The 15,942-nt window shown below is 72.4% G+C and carries 16 protein-coding genes; 10 read left to right on the forward strand and 6 right to left on the reverse strand.

Translation table 11 applies throughout. The features are described from left to right. Nucleotides 1-486, reverse strand: a 486-nt coding sequence (locus G567_RS34425; protein WP_028931358.1) for a helix-turn-helix domain-containing protein, incomplete at its 3' end; no start/stop codon positions are given. 95 nt (nt 487-581) lie between these two features. On the opposite strand from G567_RS34425, the gene G567_RS0119855 reads away from it, so the two are divergent. The 10 genes from G567_RS0119855 to G567_RS0119900 are packed head-to-tail and all read left to right on the forward strand — an operon-like array spanning nt 582 to nt 9,969. Beyond that, nucleotides 582-1,724, forward strand: coding sequence for an NHL repeat-containing protein (locus tag G567_RS0119855; protein ID WP_028931359.1), 1,143 nt, complete (start codon nt 582-584; stop codon nt 1,722-1,724). An 11-nt stretch (nt 1,725-1,735) separates the two neighbouring features. Further along, on the forward strand, nt 1,736-4,069 hold the full coding sequence (gene hypF, locus G567_RS0119860; RefSeq protein WP_028931360.1) for a carbamoyltransferase HypF: 2,334 nt from the start codon (nt 1,736-1,738) through the stop codon (nt 4,067-4,069). Between the two features lie 2 nt (nt 4,070-4,071). After that, nucleotides 4,072-4,338 carry a HypC/HybG/HupF family hydrogenase formation chaperone gene (locus G567_RS0119865; protein ID WP_028931361.1) on the forward strand — a complete coding sequence of 89 codons (267 nt, stop codon included), beginning with the start codon at nt 4,072-4,074 and terminating at the stop codon, nt 4,336-4,338. After that, nucleotides 4,335-5,078 (forward strand): HypC/HybG/HupF family hydrogenase formation chaperone, encoded by a 744-nt coding sequence (locus G567_RS0119870; RefSeq protein WP_051233331.1) that lies wholly within the window; start codon nt 4,335-4,337, stop codon nt 5,076-5,078. Before G567_RS0119865 ends, G567_RS0119870 begins: the two co-directional genes overlap by 4 nt. Continuing rightward, a complete protein-coding gene (locus tag G567_RS0119875; protein WP_028931363.1) occupies nt 5,075-5,749 on the forward strand; it encodes a D-sedoheptulose-7-phosphate isomerase in 675 nt (224 codons plus the stop codon). The genes G567_RS0119870 and G567_RS0119875 overlap by 4 nt, the downstream gene beginning before the upstream one ends. Beyond that, complete coding sequence (gene hypE / locus G567_RS0119880) at nt 5,746-6,846, forward strand: hydrogenase expression/formation protein HypE (RefSeq protein WP_037057743.1); 1,101 nt, start codon at nt 5,746-5,748, stop codon at nt 6,844-6,846. Before G567_RS0119875 ends, hypE begins: the two co-directional genes overlap by 4 nt. 14 nt (nt 6,847-6,860) lie before the next feature. After that, entirely contained in the window at nt 6,861-7,133 is a 273-nt protein-coding gene (locus G567_RS0119885) for a HypC/HybG/HupF family hydrogenase formation chaperone (protein ID WP_028931365.1), read from the forward strand. Nucleotides 7,134-7,181: 48 nt separating this feature from the next. Next, nucleotides 7,182-8,315, forward strand: coding sequence for a hydrogenase formation protein HypD (gene hypD / locus G567_RS0119890; protein WP_028931366.1), 1,134 nt, complete (start codon nt 7,182-7,184; stop codon nt 8,313-8,315). Between the two features lie 17 nt (nt 8,316-8,332). Continuing rightward, nucleotides 8,333-9,115, forward strand: a complete 783-nt coding sequence (locus G567_RS0119895) for a DUF6390 family protein (protein ID WP_028931367.1) — start codon at nt 8,333-8,335, stop codon at nt 9,113-9,115. Next, on the forward strand, nt 9,112-9,969 hold the full coding sequence (locus G567_RS0119900) for a hypothetical protein (protein WP_028931368.1): 858 nt from the start codon (nt 9,112-9,114) through the stop codon (nt 9,967-9,969). The genes G567_RS0119895 and G567_RS0119900 overlap by 4 nt, the downstream gene beginning before the upstream one ends. On the opposite strand, the gene G567_RS32325 is transcribed toward G567_RS0119900, so the two are convergent. The 5 genes from G567_RS32325 to G567_RS0119925 all read right to left on the reverse strand — a co-directional run bounded on the left by G567_RS32325 (nt 9,959) and on the right by G567_RS0119925 (nt 15,934). Next, on the reverse strand, nt 9,959-10,987 hold the full coding sequence (locus tag G567_RS32325) for a class I fructose-bisphosphate aldolase (RefSeq protein WP_051233332.1): 1,029 nt from the start codon (nt 10,985-10,987) through the stop codon (nt 9,959-9,961). The genes G567_RS0119900 and G567_RS32325 overlap by 11 nt on opposite strands. Then, nucleotides 10,984-11,973, reverse strand: coding sequence for a class I fructose-bisphosphate aldolase (locus tag G567_RS0119910; RefSeq protein ID WP_028931369.1), 990 nt, complete (start codon nt 11,971-11,973; stop codon nt 10,984-10,986). The genes G567_RS32325 and G567_RS0119910 overlap by 4 nt, the downstream gene beginning before the upstream one ends. A 523-nt stretch (nt 11,974-12,496) precedes the next feature. After that, nucleotides 12,497-13,117 (reverse strand): hypothetical protein, encoded by a 621-nt coding sequence (locus G567_RS0119915; RefSeq protein ID WP_037057744.1) that lies wholly within the window; start codon nt 13,115-13,117, stop codon nt 12,497-12,499. Nucleotides 13,118-13,322: 205 nt separating this feature from the next. Then, on the reverse strand, nt 13,323-14,156 hold the full coding sequence (locus G567_RS30065; RefSeq protein ID WP_051233333.1) for a plasmid pRiA4b ORF-3 family protein: 834 nt from the start codon (nt 14,154-14,156) through the stop codon (nt 13,323-13,325). After that, the gene (locus G567_RS0119925; protein ID WP_028931371.1) at nt 14,153-15,934 is read right to left on the reverse strand and encodes a DUF6398 domain-containing protein; all 1,782 of its coding nucleotides are present in this window, start codon (nt 15,932-15,934) and stop codon (nt 14,153-14,155) included. The genes G567_RS30065 and G567_RS0119925 overlap by 4 nt, the downstream gene beginning before the upstream one ends. Nucleotides 15,935-15,942 lie beyond the last annotated feature (8 nt).

Genomic DNA, 15,942 nt, shown 5'->3' on the forward strand with positions numbered 1-15,942 from the left:
GGCGTTGCGGGCGGGCGCCCGGGCCAGCCGCGCCTTGAGCCGGGCCCGCCGGCGGGAGCCGCGGCGGGCCCGGGCCAGGGTGCGGCGAAGCTTCACCCAGCCCACCTTGGGCACCCACACCCGCGCCCAGCGGCGGCCCAGCTGCTCCACCCGGCCGGCGGCCGGCCCGACGATGCGGAAGCCCTCACGGCGGCCCTTGCGCCGCCAGGTCGGGCGGCCGTGGGTGTCGTTCTGCCAGTTCCGCACCGCCTGGGCGAAGTCCCGCAGCGCCTGCTGCTGCACGGTCTGCGACCCCTCGCCCAACCAGCCGACCGCGGCGCGCGCCTCGGTGAGCTGCCGGGCCTGCTCGACATACCCCGGTACCCGCTGCCCACGGACCCGATAGCCCAGCTGTTCGACCGCGAGGTTCCACACGAACCGGGCGTGCCCGCAGTGCCCGAGCAGGCCGGCCTCCTGCTCGGGGGTGGGGTACCTCCGGAACCGCACGCCCGCACCGTCCCATGTCCTACCGACAGTTTCGCGAGGGGAGGCAGCGCCGGTCCTCCGCCCCGGCAAGCGGGCGGAGGACTGGCGCAACTCAAATGACGGTCCCCGAGCTCGCCGACCACCCAGCCGACCTGTCCGGCGGCTGGGTGCCCGACGTGTGGATCGGCGCACCGGCTCCGGGCGGTCTCGCGCTGCCCGCCGCCAGCCCGACGATGGCCTGGTGCTACTCCCCGCGCGGGGTTCACCTCGACGACGACCACCTCGTCATGGCCGATTCCGGTAACCATCGGGTGTTGATCTGGCACGGGGTTCCGGAGCGCGACGAGCAACCCGCCGATGTCGTGCTGGGACAACCGGACGGCACCACCGAGGGCCGGGCCGCGGGCGGGCGGGGCCCGGAGCGCGGGATGAACCTGCCGACCGGGGTGCTGGTGCACGAGGGCCGGTTGATCGTTGCCGACGCCTGGCACCACCGCGTCCTGGTGTGGAACGAGGTGCCGCGCGAGAGCGACCGGGCACCGGATCTGATCCTCGGCCAACCCGACCCCGCCTCGATCGAGCCCAACCGCGGCACCGAGTGTTCGGCGAACACCTTCTACTGGCCGTTCGGGATCGACGTCGTCGGCGGCCGGTTCTATGTCGCCGACACCGGCAACCGCCGGGTGCTGGCGTGGGACGGTGGTATCCCGGAGACCGACCGGCCCGCCGATCTCGTCCTGGGCCAGCCGGATCCCGCCGCTCGCGAGGAGAACCGTGGCGGTGCCGTCGCGCCGAACAGCTTCCGCTGGCCGCACGACATCGCCGGCACCGACGAACTCCTGCTGATCGCCGACGCCGGCAACCACCGGGTGCTCGGCTGGCCGCAGCACCCCGACGCCGACCGCGACGCGGACGTCCTGCTCGGCCAGGCCGATATGGGCTCGGCCGTCGAATGGCCCTACGGCCCGCAGCGCGGCGACCGGCTCCGGTTCCCGTATGCCCTCGCGCTGGACTCGGGCCGGCTCGCGATCGGCGATACCGCGAACAACCGCATCCTCATCTGGGAGGGCCCGTTCACCGACGGCAGGCCCGCCGACCATGTTCTGGGGCAGCCGACGATGGCGGCGAACGGGGAGAACCGCTGGAGCGGTGTCGACCGCGACTCGCTGTGCTGGCCGTACGGACTGTCGCTGCACGGTGACCGGCTCGCGGTGGCCGACTCGGGCAACAACCGGGTCGTGCTGTGGCGGCGGCAGTGAAACTGGGGCAGGTGCGGACCGTGGCCGCGGCGCAGCGGCGGCGGTTGACGGTGACCGGCGTCGTGCAGGGCGTCGGGTTCCGGCCGTTCGTCTACCGGCTGGCCACCGAACTGGGGCTGGCCGGCCTGGTCGGTAACGCCGCCGGAGCGGTGTTCATCGAGGTGGAGGGGCCCGAACCGGTGCTGGAGGAGTTCGCGCACCGGCTGGTCGACCAAGCGCCGCCGCTGGCCGACGTGGCGTCGGTGCAGGCCGAGCCGATCCCGCCGGTGGGCGACGACGGCTTCCGGATCGTGACCAGCCGCGAGAGCGAGGGCGCGCGGACCGCGATCCCCCCGGACGTCGCGGTGTGCGACGACTGCGTGGCCGAGCTGTTCGACCCGGCCGACCGGCGCTACCGGCACCCGTTCGTCACGTGCACGAACTGCGGTCCCCGGTTCACGATCATCACCGACCTGCCCTACGACCGCCCGGCCACGACGATGGCGGGCTTCCCGATGTGCGAGCGCTGCGCCCGTGAGTACCACGATGTCGGCGACCGGCGCTTCCACGCCCAGCCGGTGTGCTGCCCGGACTGCGGGCCGTCGCTGCGGTTCGAGTCCGGCGCGCAGCGGGTCGACGGCGCCGACGCCGCGCTCGCCGCGGCCCAGCGGGCGCTGGCGGACGGCCGCATCGTCGCGATCAAGGGGATCGGCGGGTACCACCTGGCCTGCGCGGTGGACGACGAGTCCGCGGTGCGGGCGCTGCGCGGCCGCAAGGCCCGGGGCGGCAAGCCGTTCGCGGTGCTCGTCCGCGATCTGCCGGTGGCGCGCAGGTTCGCCGAGGTCGACGCCGCCGAGGCCGCGGTGCTGACCAGCCCGGCGCGTCCGGTGGTCCTGCTCGACCGCCGCGCCGAGGCCCCGGTCGCCGAGGCGGTCGCGCCGGGCTGCCCGCAGCTCGGGCTGCTGCTGCCCTATTCCCCGGTGCACCACCTGCTGCTCGCCCCGGTGCCCGGCTCTCCCGCCCCGGTCCCCGACGCGCTGGTGCTGACCAGCGCGAACCTCTCCGATGAGCCGATCTGCTTCACCGACGACGACGCCCGCGACCGGCTGCCGCGGCTCGCCGACGCGGTGCTGACCCACGACCGGCCGATCTTCGTGCCGTGCGACGACTCGGTGGTCCGGGTGCTCGACGACCACGAGCTGCCGATCCGTCGCTCGCGCGGCTATGCGCCGCTGCCGGTGGATCTCGGGTTCGCCGCACCGCCGGTGCTCGCGGTCGGCGGCGAGCTGAAGAACACGTTCTGCCTCACCGACGGCCGCCGTGCCTATCTGTCGGCGCATATCGGCGATATGGGCAGCCTGGAGACGTTACGGGCCTTCGAACGCTCGGTCGGCCAGCTCGGCACGCTGCGCCGGGCCGTCCCCGAGTGGCTGGCCGCGGACGCGCATCCCGGCTACCTCACCACCGGCTGGGCACAGCGCCACGCCGAGGACCGTCCGGTCGAGCTCGTCCAGCACCACCACGCGCATGTCGTTTCCCTGCTGGCCGAGCACGGCAGGCTCGGGGAACCGATCGTCGGGGTCTCCTTCGACGGCACCGGCTACGGCAGCGACGGCGCCGTCTGGGGCGGGGAGATCCTGCGGCTCGGCACCGACAGCCATCGATTCGTCCGAGCCGGGCATCTGCGCGCGGTGTCGTTGCCCGGTGGGGATGCCGCCGTCCGAAACCCCCGGCGGATGGCGCTCTCCCACCTGAGCTCGGCCGGTGTCGACTGGGCGGCTGACCTTCCGCCGGTGGCCGCCTGCACGCCGGCCGAGCTCAGGGCGTTGCGCTCCCAGCTGGCTTCCGGGATCGGTTGCGTCCCGTGCACGAGCATGGGCCGGCTGTTCGACGCGGTGTCCTCGCTGCTCGGGGTGCGACATCGCATCGAGTACGAGGGCCAGGCGGCGATCGAGCTGGAGGCACTGGCCACGACGGTCGGCGGCAACCCGGCCGCGGCCACGCCGCGGCTGCGGCTGCCGGTCCATCCCGACGGGCAGCTCGACCCCTTCCCGCTGCTGGTCGAGCTCGTCGCCGGGTTGCGGACCGGAGTCCCCGCGGCCCTGCTGGCGGCCGCCTTCCACGAGGCGGTGGCCGACGGCGTGATGTCGGTGGTGGCCCAGGTCGGCGAGCGGAGCGGGATCCGGCTGGCCGGGCTGACCGGCGGGGTTTTTCAGAATGTGTTGCTGTTGCAGGCATGCCGGAGCCGGTTGCAGGAGGCCGGCTTCGAGGTGCTGACCCACCGGGTCGTGCCGCCGAATGACGGTGGGCTGGCGCTCGGCCAGGCGGCGGTGGTGGCGCTGCAGGCGCGTGAGGAGGGGGGCTGACCATGTGTCTCGGAATCCCGGGCAGGATCGCCGAGGTGTGGGACGACGAGCGCGGGGCCCGGATGGCCCGCGTCGAATTCCCGGAGGAGACGATGACGGTCTGTCTCGCCTACCTACCCGACCTTCGGGTCGGGGACTACACGATCGTGCACGCCGGGTTCGCGCTGACCCGGATCGAGGAGGAGTCCGCGCTGGTCACCCTCGCCACGATGCGTGAGTACGGCGTGTTCGGCGACCCGGCGCGCGCGATGCCGGGAGGGCTGTCATGAGTGGGCCCACCCGCGAGGCCACGAGCGCGGCGGCGCTCATCGACGACGGGCTGGCGGCCGATCTCGCGGCCGCCTCGCTGATGCTGGCCCGCCGGTTCGCGGCGGGGGCGACGCTGTGGTGTCTGGCCCCGTCCTGGGAGCCGCACGCCAACCACGTCGCGGTGGAGTTCGTGCACCCGGTCGTCGTCGGCAAGAAGGCGCTGCCCGCGGTGGCGCTGACCGGACCGGATCTGGTGTCGACCGTGCGGGTGTCGGTCCGGCCCGGTGACGTGGTCGTGGCCGTCGCGTCGGCCGCCGATCCCGCGGTGCGCTCGGTGATGCGCCGGTCCCCGGCCTGGGGTGTGTCGACGCTGTGGATCGGCAGCGGTCCCCGGCCGCCCGCCGGTTCGGCCGATCACGTGCTCTGGCTCGACGATCCGGATCCGCGGCTGCCCGCAACAGGTGGATTCGTGCTGCTCTACCACCTGCTGTGGGAGCTCACGCACGTCTGCTTCGAGCACCCGGGTCTGCTGAGCGAGCCCGTACCGGAGTGCACCGACGAGGTCTGCGTGACCTGCAGCGACGAGGGCAGGCTCGCCGAGGTGATCGAACCCGCGATCGGCGGCCGGAGCCTGGTGCGCACCGCCGAGGGCGAGGAGACGGTCGACACGATGCTGGTCGACCCGGTCGAGGCCGCCGACCTGCTGCTGGTGCACGCGGGGATGGCGATCAGCAAGGTGGACGAGGAGCTGGACCGATGACCGGGCCCGAGACATCTGAGGCGACGGGATTCCTCTACCCGTTCCTGGAGGCCGCGGAGCGAGACCACGACTCGCTGCTCACCGACCTGGCGGCGTCCGCGCGGGCCAAGGCCGCGGAAAGCGCCGCGCTGCAGCGCAGCACGCTCGCGGCGAGCGCGGAACTGGTCGAGACGACCGCCGCGGAGATGGCGCGCCGGTTCGCGCGCGGCGGCCGGATGTTCGCCTTCGGCAACGGCGGCAGCTCCACCGACGCGGCCACCCTCGCCGGCCTGTTCGCCCGCCCGCCCGCCGGCAGGCCGCTTCCGGCCTGGTCGCTGACCGCCGACCAGGCGGTGATCACCGCGCTGGGCAACGACGTCGGCTTCGATCTGGTGTTCGCTCGCCAGTTGATCGCGCGCGGCAGAGACACCGATATCGCGGTGGCGATGTCGACGAGCGGCAGCTCGAAGGACCTCACGGTGGCATTCGCCGAGGCCAAGCGGCGGGGAATGCTCACAGTCGGCTTCGCAGGCTACGACGGTGGGCAGTTCGCCGCGGACGGCGCCGTCGACGCATGTTTCGTGGTGCGCTCACAGAGCGTGCACCGCATTCAGGAGTCGCAGGCCCTCCTGGGATACCGACTATGGGCCGCGGTCCATGAGCACCTTGCTGAACTGGGGGAACGTCAATGACGTCCGTGCACCACTCCGGCCCGACCTTCGCCGAGAACGAGGTCATCGAACGGATCGAGGCGTTCCGCAGACGGCGCCCGCGGCTGCGGGACGAGATCGTCACGCTGGCCCATGGGGCCGGCGGAAAGGCGTCGGCGGCATTGGTCGACGCGGTCTTCGTCGAGGCATTCCGCAACGAGCAGCTGGAGGCCCTCGGCGACGGCGCGGTGCTCACGCTGCCCAGCGGTGACCGGCTGGCCTTCAGCACCGACTCCTTCGTGGTCCAACCGCTGCGCTTCCCCGGAGGCTCGATCGGTCACCTCGCGGTGCACGGCACCGTGAACGACCTGGCGATGGCGGGAGCCCGGCCGTCCTGGATCTCGGCCGCGTTCGTGCTGGAGGAGGGTTTCCCCGTCGCGGAGTTGCGGAGCATCGTCGCCGATATGGCGCAGGCCGCCGAGACGGCCGGGGTACAGATCGTCACCGGCGACACCAAGGTGGTCGCCAAGGGCGCTGCGGACGGCCTGTTCATCACCACGGCGGGCGTCGGGGTGATCCCGGGCGAGCGGCAGCTGTCGGCGGCCGCGGTGCGTCCGGGTGACCGGGTGGTGATGTCGGGATCGATGGGTGACCACGGGATGGCCGTGATGCTGGCCCGCGGGGATCTCGCGATCGAGGCCGATATCGCCTCCGACACGGCCGCGGTGAGCGATCTGGTGGAGACCCTGCTCGCGGCGGCACCGTCGACGCGCTGGCTGCGTGACCCGACCCGGGGCGGGGTCGGGACGGTCTGCAACGAGTTGGCCCAGACCACCGGGCTCGGCGTGGTGCTCGACGAGCAGCGGCTCCCGATCCGGCCCACGGTGAACGGAGCCTGCGAACTCCTCGGCATCGACCCGCTCTACGTCGCCAACGAGGGCAAGTTCCTCGCGGTGGTGGCGCCGGAGGAGACCGAGGCCGCGTTGTTGGCGATGCGCACGCATCCGCTGGGCGGCGAGGCGGCGGTGATCGGCGAGATCACCGAGGAACCGGCCGCCACGGTCGCGTTGCGCACCGGCTTCGGCGGAACCCGAATCGTGGACATGCTGGTCGGCGACCCTCTGCCGCGAATCTGCTGAATAAGGAGAAATCTATGTGCCTGGGGATTCCGGGGCAGATCGTCGACATCGTCGATGCCGATAACCACCTGGCGACGGTCGACGTCAGCGGTGTGCAGCGCACGATCAGCGTGCGACTGCTGGAAAAGGATCCGCCACAGCCGATGGACTGGGTGCTGGTGCACGTCGGCTTCGCGATGGCGAAGATCGACGAGACGGAGGCGCTGCTGACCCTGGCCGCGGTGGAGAGGCTAGGGGAGGCCTATCGCGAGGAGATCGAGGCATTCGACTCCTCCTCGATCGTCTGACGCGAGACCGGCCCGAGCCGACCCCACCCACCACGAAAGGAATTCCCTGTGCGTTTCGTCGATGAGTTCCGCGACCCCGCGGCCGCGCGTTCGCTGATCGCCGCGATCGAGGATATGGCCGGCTCCGAGCATCACAAGTTCATGGAGGTGTGCGGCGGCCACACACACACCATCTACCGGCACGGGCTGGAGCATGTGCTCCCGGAGTCGGTGGAACTGGTGCACGGCCCGGGCTGTCCGGTGTGCGTCATTCCCATGGGACGCATCGACGACGCGATCTGGCTGGCGGAACAACCGGACGTGATTTTCACGTCGTTCGGCGACATGATGCGGGTGCCGGGCAGCAAGGGCAGCCTGCTCGATGCGAAGGCGCGCGGCGCGGACGTGCGTTTCGTCTACTCGCCGCTGGACTCGCTGCGGCTCGCGGTGGACAACCCGGACAAGAAGGTCGTGTTCTTCGCCGTCGGGTTCGAGACCACCGCGCCGTCCACCGCGGTCACCCTGGTCCGGGCCCGCGAACTGGGCGTCACCAACTTCAGCGTGTTCTGCAACCACGTGACGATCGTTCCGCCGATCAAGGCGATCCTGGACTCGCCGGACCTGCGGCTGTCCGGGTTCCTCGGCCCCGGGCACGTCTCCACCGTGGTCGGCATCCGGCCGTACCGCTTCGTTCCGGAGACCTTCGGCAAACCCCTGGTGGTGGCTGGATTCGAGCCGCTGGACGTCCTGGCCGCCGTCGCCATGCTGCTGCGCCAGATCCGGGAAGGCCGCTGCGAGGTGGAGAACCAGTACTCCAGGGTGGTCCGCCCGGAGGGCAATCCGGCGGCGCTCGCCCTGCTGGGCCAGGTCTTCGAGCTGCGACCGCATTTCGAATGGCGGGGCCTCGGGTTCATCTCGCAGAGCGCGTTGCGGATGCGCGCGGAGTTCGCCGGCTTCGACGCCGAGCAGATCTACGAGATGCCCGGGGTGCGGGTCGCCGATCCTAAGGCGTGCCAGTGCGGTGAGGTGCTCAAGGGCGTGCTCAAGCCGTGGGAGTGCAAGGTGTTCGGCACCGCGTGCACCCCGGAGACGCCGATCGGGACGTGCATGGTGTCCGCCGAGGGGGCCTGCGCGGCGTACTACAACTTCGGCCGGATGCACCGCGAGGCCGCCCAGCTGGTCGGGCAGTCGGGTCTCCGGTGAGCCCACTGGGTGCCCCCTTGGTCGAGGACACCCGCGGAGCCTGGCTGTTCGCGCGCTACGCGTACGCACCCAACAAGCTGGGCTACTGCGGTCCACCGGACTCGGGCACGCTGGCGGACGCCGGCAGCGTGCCTTCCGCAACTGCCGACGTACGGGCGGTGGCCCGGCGGTTCTCGGGCGCCTGGCCGTATCTGGAGGTGCTGGCGAAGCTGACCGGGCTCGAGGATCCGCTGGACAGCCGGCTCGTCGAGTCCTACTGGCTCGGCGGCGGTGTGGGCGCGCAGATCAGTCCGCGCGCCTTCGGCGAGGAGCTGCTGGCCCGCATCGCGCCGCAGGCCGGTCACTACTGGGCCCACCTGACCCCGGAGCTGCTCGACGAGGCCGCGGGGGATCACTGTTTCCACGTGTTCGGCGTCTACCCGTGGTCCCGGCTGTTGACCACGGTCGCCCACGAGCACCCGCTGCACGTTCTGGACAGCTGCCGGATCCGCTGGGGAACCGTGCTGTCGCGCCATGACGGAGAGATCATCGTCCGGTCTCGGCGGCTGACCTGGAACGGCAGCGAACTCGCCCTCGCCGAGTCCACCGAAGAACGCGTCGCGGTCGCGGTGGACGGGCTGAGCTTTCTCCCGGACGTCGCCCCGGGGGACCAGGTCGCCCTGCATTGGCAGTGGCTCTGCGATCGGTTGAGCGACGATCAGGTCACCGGGCTGGAGGCGAGCACGCTGCGCCAGATCGAGGTGACCAACCGCAGGCTGGCCAGGGAACGCGAGGCGGCAACGCCGGGGAGCACGGGATGAGTCGTCCACGCATCGTCCAGAACGAGGACCAGATCGGCTTCCACTGGGTCACCACGGCCGGGGTGCCGGTCAGCCTGGTCGATCTGGTGCGTTCCGACAGCGAACCCGAGCGACTGGTGCCGACCCACCTCGAGGCGCTCGACGACGCGTTGATCATCGCGGCCGGCCGGTTCGGCGAGATCCTCGGCGGCGGACGCCGTCCCGCCGGGCCGGAGGAGCAGGACCTGCGCGAGCTGCATCGTGCGATCGACCGGTTGTGCCACGAGTACGAGGCCGCGCTGACCGTCACCGGCCTGACGGCCGGGGCCCGCGGAGGACAGATCATCGGTACTGCGGCGCTGTTCGGGATTCGTGCCCGGCTGCCGCTGGGCCTGCTGGGACCGGCACCGCTGGACGGGCAGCTCGACGATCCGTCGCTCGGCGTCGTCGGCGGTTTCGGCGAGCTACATCAGGTCGACCCGGCCCAGCCCGGCAAGGGCGCGCGCTGGGTGGTGCGGACCGAGGAAGGCCGGCGCTACCCCGCGACGCTGTCGATGCTGATGTTCGACAGCTCGGGGGTGAACAAGGACGCCGCGCTGGACGAGCACCGCGAGGCCCTGCGGGCGGTGACGGTGGCGGCCATCGCGGCCGACGTCGACCCACTGGCCGCCGCCTGCGGGATCGACTGGCTGCTCTACGACTGGCTCATGGCGCACCGGGACGGACCGGACAGCGCCGCGATTGCGCTCAAGGGCAAGTCGGTCGACGGTGACGCGACGATGATCGTGTGTGCCGCCGCGGCATCGGCTCGGGCACGCGCCACCATCGACCCCGGGCTGCTCGAGCTGCCCGGGCCCGCCCGGCTCAGTTCGTGAGGGGCGAGCCGGCCTGGATGTAGCCGTCCCACCAAGCCTGCCCGTCCCGCCTCGTCACCTCGCTGCGGCCGGCGCGCAGCACGGCCAGGGTGGTGCCCAGCCGCGAGCGCAGCTCGTTCTGGGCGGGGGCGACCCGATCCGGGCGTCCCCGCCAGACCGCGGCGGTGGGCGCCAGCAGGCTGCGGCCCTGGCAGAAGCTGATCGGCCAGCCCGGCTGGCACCACTGCATTGCGGCGAGGTGGGCGGCCAGATGCCTCGGCTGGCCGGATGGGGTGAACACGATCCCGGCCACGCTGCCGGCTCCGGCCTCGCGCAGGCTGCGCACGGATGCCATCGCGACATCCTCGGAGGCCGCGGTCTGCCCGGCCCGGCGCCCGGGAAGAACGAGGTTGGCGCCCAGCACGGTCGCGGCCAGGTCGACCTTCGCGGCGTCCAACGCGGACATCACGGCGCCGACCGTGCGGGTGTGGACGACCTCGACCTGCTCGATGGTGTCCTGATCGGCCACCCGAACCACGCATTCGACAACCGGTACCAGCCCACCGCGCTGGCAGATGGCCGCCCAGGTGGCCACCGCGCGGATGCGAACCTGCGCCTCGTCTGCGACCGATCGGTCGCTTCCGTCGATGACCTGTCGCCACCGGGCGAACATCGCGCCGTTCTCCGCGTGCCGGTCGACCTCCTCGGTGATCCGGTCGGCGGAGCCGATCACCTCGGTGGTCTCGTCGCCCATCCGGACCCCGATCGGGACCCGTCGGGCGGCGAGCAGCGAGGGCAGCGGGCCGACCGGGTGGGCGGTCGCGGACAGCTCCTCCGGATCGAGCAGCACCCCGCTGAGCATTCGGTGCAGCCCCGGTGTCGCCAGCACGAGATCGCGCAGCGCGCGACAGTTCTGCTCGGTCGAGGTGAGCCGGGCCCGCCGGAGCATGTCATGGAGGTGGACGCTCGGCTGGTCCACGGCCAGCAGGCCGCGGCCGGGAGCTGTCAGGCAGCCCGCGAGACTGCGCAGGGCGGTCATCGGTTCGTCGCCGTGCCGAGGCGGGCGACGCCCGGGAGCCCGTGTTCGCAGAGCGCGGCCGACGCGGCGGCCAACCCGGCATGTAAGACCTGCTGCCCGGCCCTCACATACGTCGCGCGGCCGCGCCAGGCGTGCAGCGCCGGCTGGGTGACATGCCGTCCGAGGTAGAACGTGACCGGCCACGGCGGCGCGGCCGCGCACACCTGCGCGACCGCCTCGACGGTATCGGCGGCGGACTGCTGGCCACCGGCGAGCGCAACCCCGCCGAGGGTGCTGGGAAGCGTGGCCAGCGGGCTGGCGATGAGTGGATCGCGGCCGGGGCCCGGGCTGGCCTCGACACAGATCACGACGGCGGAGAGATCGACGTCGAGATCCTCGAGATGTCCGGTGACGCTCAGCGCGGCTGCCGCCAGGGTCGCGTCCCGTGCCGGTCCGGGATCCATGCCGAGCCGCGTTCCGACCCGGACGAGGGGCACCAGACCCAGATCCTGGCAGACGTACGCGAAGCGGGCGGCGGCCTGACTGTTCGCGGTGAGCTGGCGCACCGCGCCGTGATCGGCGCTGGGGCTGGCGACGGTGCTCCAGACCGCGAAGGCCGCACCGTGGCCGCGCAATCCGCGCAGCCGGGTGGCCAGCCCGTCGAGGCCGGAGGTCACCAGCTCGCGGTCGTCGGACGACATCGGCTCGATCCCGGTGTCCGCGCGGACACCGGGCAGGATGCCCGCGGCTCGCAGGGTCTCCGGCAGCCGGTGACCACGTGTCCTCGATGCCTCGAACGCCTGCGGGTCCAGTACCGCGGCGCTCGTGGCCGACGCCAGATCTGGCGTGCCGAGTAGCATCGTCAGATAGTCGTCGGTGGTCCGCGGGGAGAGGCTGAGCGACGCCGCGCGGAATCGGCTGGTGAGGGCCGCCGGAGCCGTGTCGAGCGCGAGAATCCCCTTGCGGAATGCGAAGAGCCGGCGCGTGCGACGCCGCAGTGCGTTCATGATGTCTACCCCTCGAGGCGCCACATCCGCTGGTGCGGGGAGTCCTGCCAGCCTGGGCGAGGGAAGGCTCCCGCATCGGCGTCGATGTGGCACCCCCTCAGCGGGGGAAATGGTGGGGCAGCCCGCAGCCAGGATCGATGGTGATCGCCGCGAGACCGGCGGTAGCGTTGTCGCCACACCTCTAACGTGCTCGTCGAAGCGATCATCGGTCGCCTGAGCCGGTTCGGGCCCCGACGCCGATCAGCCCGGGCCTCCCCGCTGCCCCCACGCCGATATCGACATCGCGGGGGTGCGGATCCGGGCTGGAGACGCCGTGGTCCTGGCCAGCGGCGCCGCCGACCGGGATCCGGCTGCGTCCGCCGAACCCGACCGGTTCGACCTCACCCGCGACCCCGAACCCGCACCTCGCCTTCGGTCACGGCCCGCACGCTTTCCACCCTGCGGCTAACGGTGTCGGTCGAGCGGCTCGACCTGCGTACCGACGTGCTCACCGGGGCTGCGGGCGCCGCCCGGCACCTGATGATCAAGCCATCTCGGGCACCCGCAGGTGGGCGAGCGCCAACTCGAACTCGCCGACCTCGAGGATCCGGACGCCGGTGTCCCTGACACCCGTCCGGCGCAGCGTCTCCGCCTGCTCGCGGCTGCGCACCATGGCCTCGCGGCTGTCGAAGGTCACCGAGGAGACGCCGTAGCCGCCGGCCCTGTCGACCAGCAGGCTGGCGCTGCGGAATCCGTCGAAGCCCTCGATCGTCGGCAGCAGCGCCATCCGGTAGACGTCGATCGCGTGGTCGGCTCGGTCGGCCGGGATCCGCACCCAGGTCGCGCGCACGCAGGCGCCGGGCCCCGAGCGGTCGTGGCGGTGCAGAACGGCGATCTCCCACTCGTCGACCTGCGGCCGGCCGCCGAGGATCTCGGCCGCGTGGTCCCGCACCGGCCGGATCCGGGTCTCGCTGGCGCGCATGGCCTCCCGGCTCTGCCACGAGCTGGTCGCGATGCACCGGCCCGAGTCCCGGTCGACCAGCATGGAAAGGCCGATGCACCCGTCCGTCGCCAGCAGGGTGGGCATCACCTCGTCGCGGATGTGCGCGATCCCCGCGTCGATCGACTCCGGGTGCGCAAGGACCGTGGTGGAACGTGCGTACACGATCCACCCCCTTCCGGTCAGGGGCAGCGCCCCGGCGGCGCCGCCGGTCTCGGCACACCTTTCTCCCAGGAGCCCGGCCTGGCAATGGTCGGTTTCGGGTCCTGGCCTCGCCCCGGTCGTGACCGGGCGCGGCTTCCGGAGGTGATCTCCGCCGCCCACCCGCCACGTGAGCCGCTCAAGCACCGCGGAGCGACGCCTGTGCCGCTCACGTGGCGGGCCAGGTGAACCGGGACGAAGCACGCGACGGGCCGCCGAGTGTGGCGAGGCGCCGGTTGATCCGGTGCTGGTCGAACGGTGTGGGCCGCTCCGGGAAGTCGGGAACCCGGTCCTCGACCAGGGCGTCGCCGCACCCACCGGCGCAGTACGGGTAGGTGAGGGCGCTGTCGGGTTCGACGACCTTCTCCAGGGTGATCGTGTGGTCCCAGCAGTCGCCGAGGTCGTATCGGTAGTCGATCGAGCGGCCGGGCCGCGGGAGCACGGCCGCGAGCCGCACCGCTGTCTCGTCGGCATATCCGTCGAGATCGTGGTTCGGGTCGGCGTAGCCGGCACCGTCCGCGGTGAAGACGTGCAGGTGGTCGTCGTCCCAGTCGAACGCCACCTGGATGATGCGGTGCAGCAGGGCGAGGCCGGCGTCGGCCGGCACCAGCACGCGCCGCCACACGGGTGGTCGGACGTGGCGGCGCATGATCTTGAGTTGGAGGATGCGCCCCGCGGGTTTCTCGCCGGGCGGTTCCCCGGCGGCCGGGTCGGCGGGCTCAGCGAGGGCGCGGCGCGCCCAGCGCCCCAGCGGGGTGATCACTCGGTCGTCGACCGCGCCGAACTCGGCGAGCAGCTCGACGGCCGCCGGAACCGGCATCACTCCACGGCGGAACGTCTGGTAGACGGTGACGGTCTCCGGGTAGCCGCGGTCTCCCAAGACGTCGTGGACCACGTCCTCCAGCTCGTGGACGCACAGTCCCGGGCAGTCGTCCAGGACGTCGAGCACGGCGCGGGACAGCACCGCGCACCGGGAGACCGGTTCGGCGATCTCGGGCGTCATCGCGGATCCCGCATGGCGCGGTAACGGTCGCGGTCGGCGATGATCTGCCCGCGGCGCGCCGCCGTCAGGTAGTCGGGGGAGGCCAGGTCCATCCCCCCGTACTGCTCCGGGGCGACGCCGATGGCCCTCAGCAGCGGTTTGCTGCGCGGCGAGACGGTGCTCCGGCCGAGCCCGAAGTGGCCGGTGAGATCCTTGACCGCGACGCCGTCGGCGCCGACGGAACGGTTCGCCTTGCCGATGATCCAGCAGATGGCCGCGGCGGCGGTGGCGGCCCGGCCCCGGCGGCGGAAGATCTCCGGATCGCCGGCGGCGGCGCGGGCGAGCAGGCGGCGGCAGGCCGTGCGGGACTCGACGTCGAGCAGCTCGCCGCTCCCGCGATCGACGAGTGCGAGCACCTCGGCCACCCGGTCGTGAATGTCGGCCGGTATCGACCTCCAGTCGAACGACTCGTCGGGCAGGGGCGACGCGTCGAGGGCGTCGAGAGCGGATTCGCTGCCGACGGCGCGGCGCAGGGCATCGAGCATGATCTCGGGAAGGCCCGGCGGTTCGGCGTCGAGTGGTGGCCAGGGGCCGTCCGGGTCGAGCGCTCCCATCGCGGCCAGGAGTGCGGCCGGGCCCTGGGGCCGCGGGGAACGGATGGTGCGCCGGTACCCCGGTTCGTGCTCGTCCACGGCGGCGAGGGTCAGCGCGGTGAGCGCCGGCCGGATGCCGCGCTCGTGGTGGCAGAACCGGATGAAGGCGCGCAGCAGGGCCGGGGCCTTGGCGAGGTAGGGGGCGTCGGCGACGATCTTCCGGGGGATCCAGTCGGCCAGCAGGATCTCCACCGCGACCGGGCTCCAGCGAAGCGGGTCGCCGGGGCCGTAGTCGGTGCCGAACCACAGCAGCGACTCGAGCAGGCCGCGGTGGTCGGCGTCGTCGAACTCGGCGCCGAACGGGGAGGCGAGGAAACGCTCGGTCAGCGCCGCCAAAGCGTCGTCGTCCCACTCCGGCCGCCGGTAGCCGGTACCGCCGGTCGGCAGCAGCCGGACCGCCCACTCGACCAGCGGGCGGCACCCGGGCCAGGTGTCGGTCTCGAACGGCGGGAAGGTGATCTTGCCCCGGTCAATCGCCTCGGTGATCCTGACTCCGGCGTCGGCGCGGTCGAGCTCACCCGCGGTGGTGTCGGGATCGTCGATCGTGGCGAGCATCTGCTCGACCAACCCGGGGAGGGGTTCGGGGACCACGAACGCGTCCTTGGCGACCGTGCCCAGATTATGATCGACATAGACCGCGACGGAGAGCTCCCGACCACCGGACAGCCGGACCCCGAACATGATGTCGTCCCCGTCGCCGAGCACGTGGCCCACCCCCACCGCCTCGCCGACCGTCTCAGCCCGGTCCAGCTCGACAAGCCAGCGCGGCAGCGCGTGGCCGCGCGACGCGAGTTCCCGGCGGACCCGGCGCCGCAGCACGTCCTCGCCGAGCAGCTCGGCGAGCGCCGCCAACAGGGCGGAGGTCTCGGGCAGGTCGACCTCGAGGAAGGTCGCCACCAGCTCCTCCCGGGACGGGAGATCCGGCCCGGCCGGCGGCTCGAAGGGGCCAGGGCGCGGCTCGATCGCGGCGAGCAGCGTGCTGACCAGGCCCAGCAGGGCGAGCGGATGATCGTCGGCGAGGGCGGCCGCGACGTCGCCCAGCAGGTCCGGCTCGGCCGGCCGCACCGGCCGCCGCCGCGGGGTGCGACGCTGCTTTCTGTTCCCGGGCCGGTTCGCTGCCTTGCGGTGGCGGGCACGCTTGGACACGCGGGCAG

Source organism: Pseudonocardia asaccharolytica DSM 44247 = NBRC 16224 (assembly GCF_000423625.1).
GTDB lineage: Bacteria > Actinomycetota > Actinomycetes > Mycobacteriales > Pseudonocardiaceae > Pseudonocardia > Pseudonocardia asaccharolytica.

What these genes read in the sequence shown, in the direction of transcription:
- G567_RS0119885 (WP_028931365.1), top strand. Translation starts at nt 6,861, where the DNA reads ATGTGCCTGGGGATTCCGGGGCAGATCGTCGACATCGTCGATGCCGAT.
- G567_RS30065 (WP_051233333.1), bottom strand. Translation starts at nt 14,156, where the DNA reads ATGACGCCCGAGATCGCCGAACCGGTCTCCCGGTGCGCGGTGCTGTCC.
- G567_RS0119855 (WP_028931359.1), top strand. Translation starts at nt 582, where the DNA reads ATGACGGTCCCCGAGCTCGCCGACCACCCAGCCGACCTGTCCGGCGGC.
- G567_RS0119865 (WP_028931361.1), top strand. Translation starts at nt 4,072, where the DNA reads ATGTGTCTCGGAATCCCGGGCAGGATCGCCGAGGTGTGGGACGACGAG.
- G567_RS0119900 (WP_028931368.1), top strand. Translation starts at nt 9,112, where the DNA reads ATGAGTCGTCCACGCATCGTCCAGAACGAGGACCAGATCGGCTTCCAC.
- hypE (WP_037057743.1), top strand. Translation starts at nt 5,746, where the DNA reads ATGACGTCCGTGCACCACTCCGGCCCGACCTTCGCCGAGAACGAGGTC.
- G567_RS0119910 (WP_028931369.1), bottom strand. Translation starts at nt 11,973, where the DNA reads ATGAACGCACTGCGGCGTCGCACGCGCCGGCTCTTCGCATTCCGCAAG.
- G567_RS0119875 (WP_028931363.1), top strand. Translation starts at nt 5,075, where the DNA reads ATGACCGGGCCCGAGACATCTGAGGCGACGGGATTCCTCTACCCGTTC.
- G567_RS0119870 (WP_051233331.1), top strand. Translation starts at nt 4,335, where the DNA reads ATGAGTGGGCCCACCCGCGAGGCCACGAGCGCGGCGGCGCTCATCGAC.
- G567_RS32325 (WP_051233332.1), bottom strand. Translation starts at nt 10,987, where the DNA reads ATGACCGCCCTGCGCAGTCTCGCGGGCTGCCTGACAGCTCCCGGCCGC.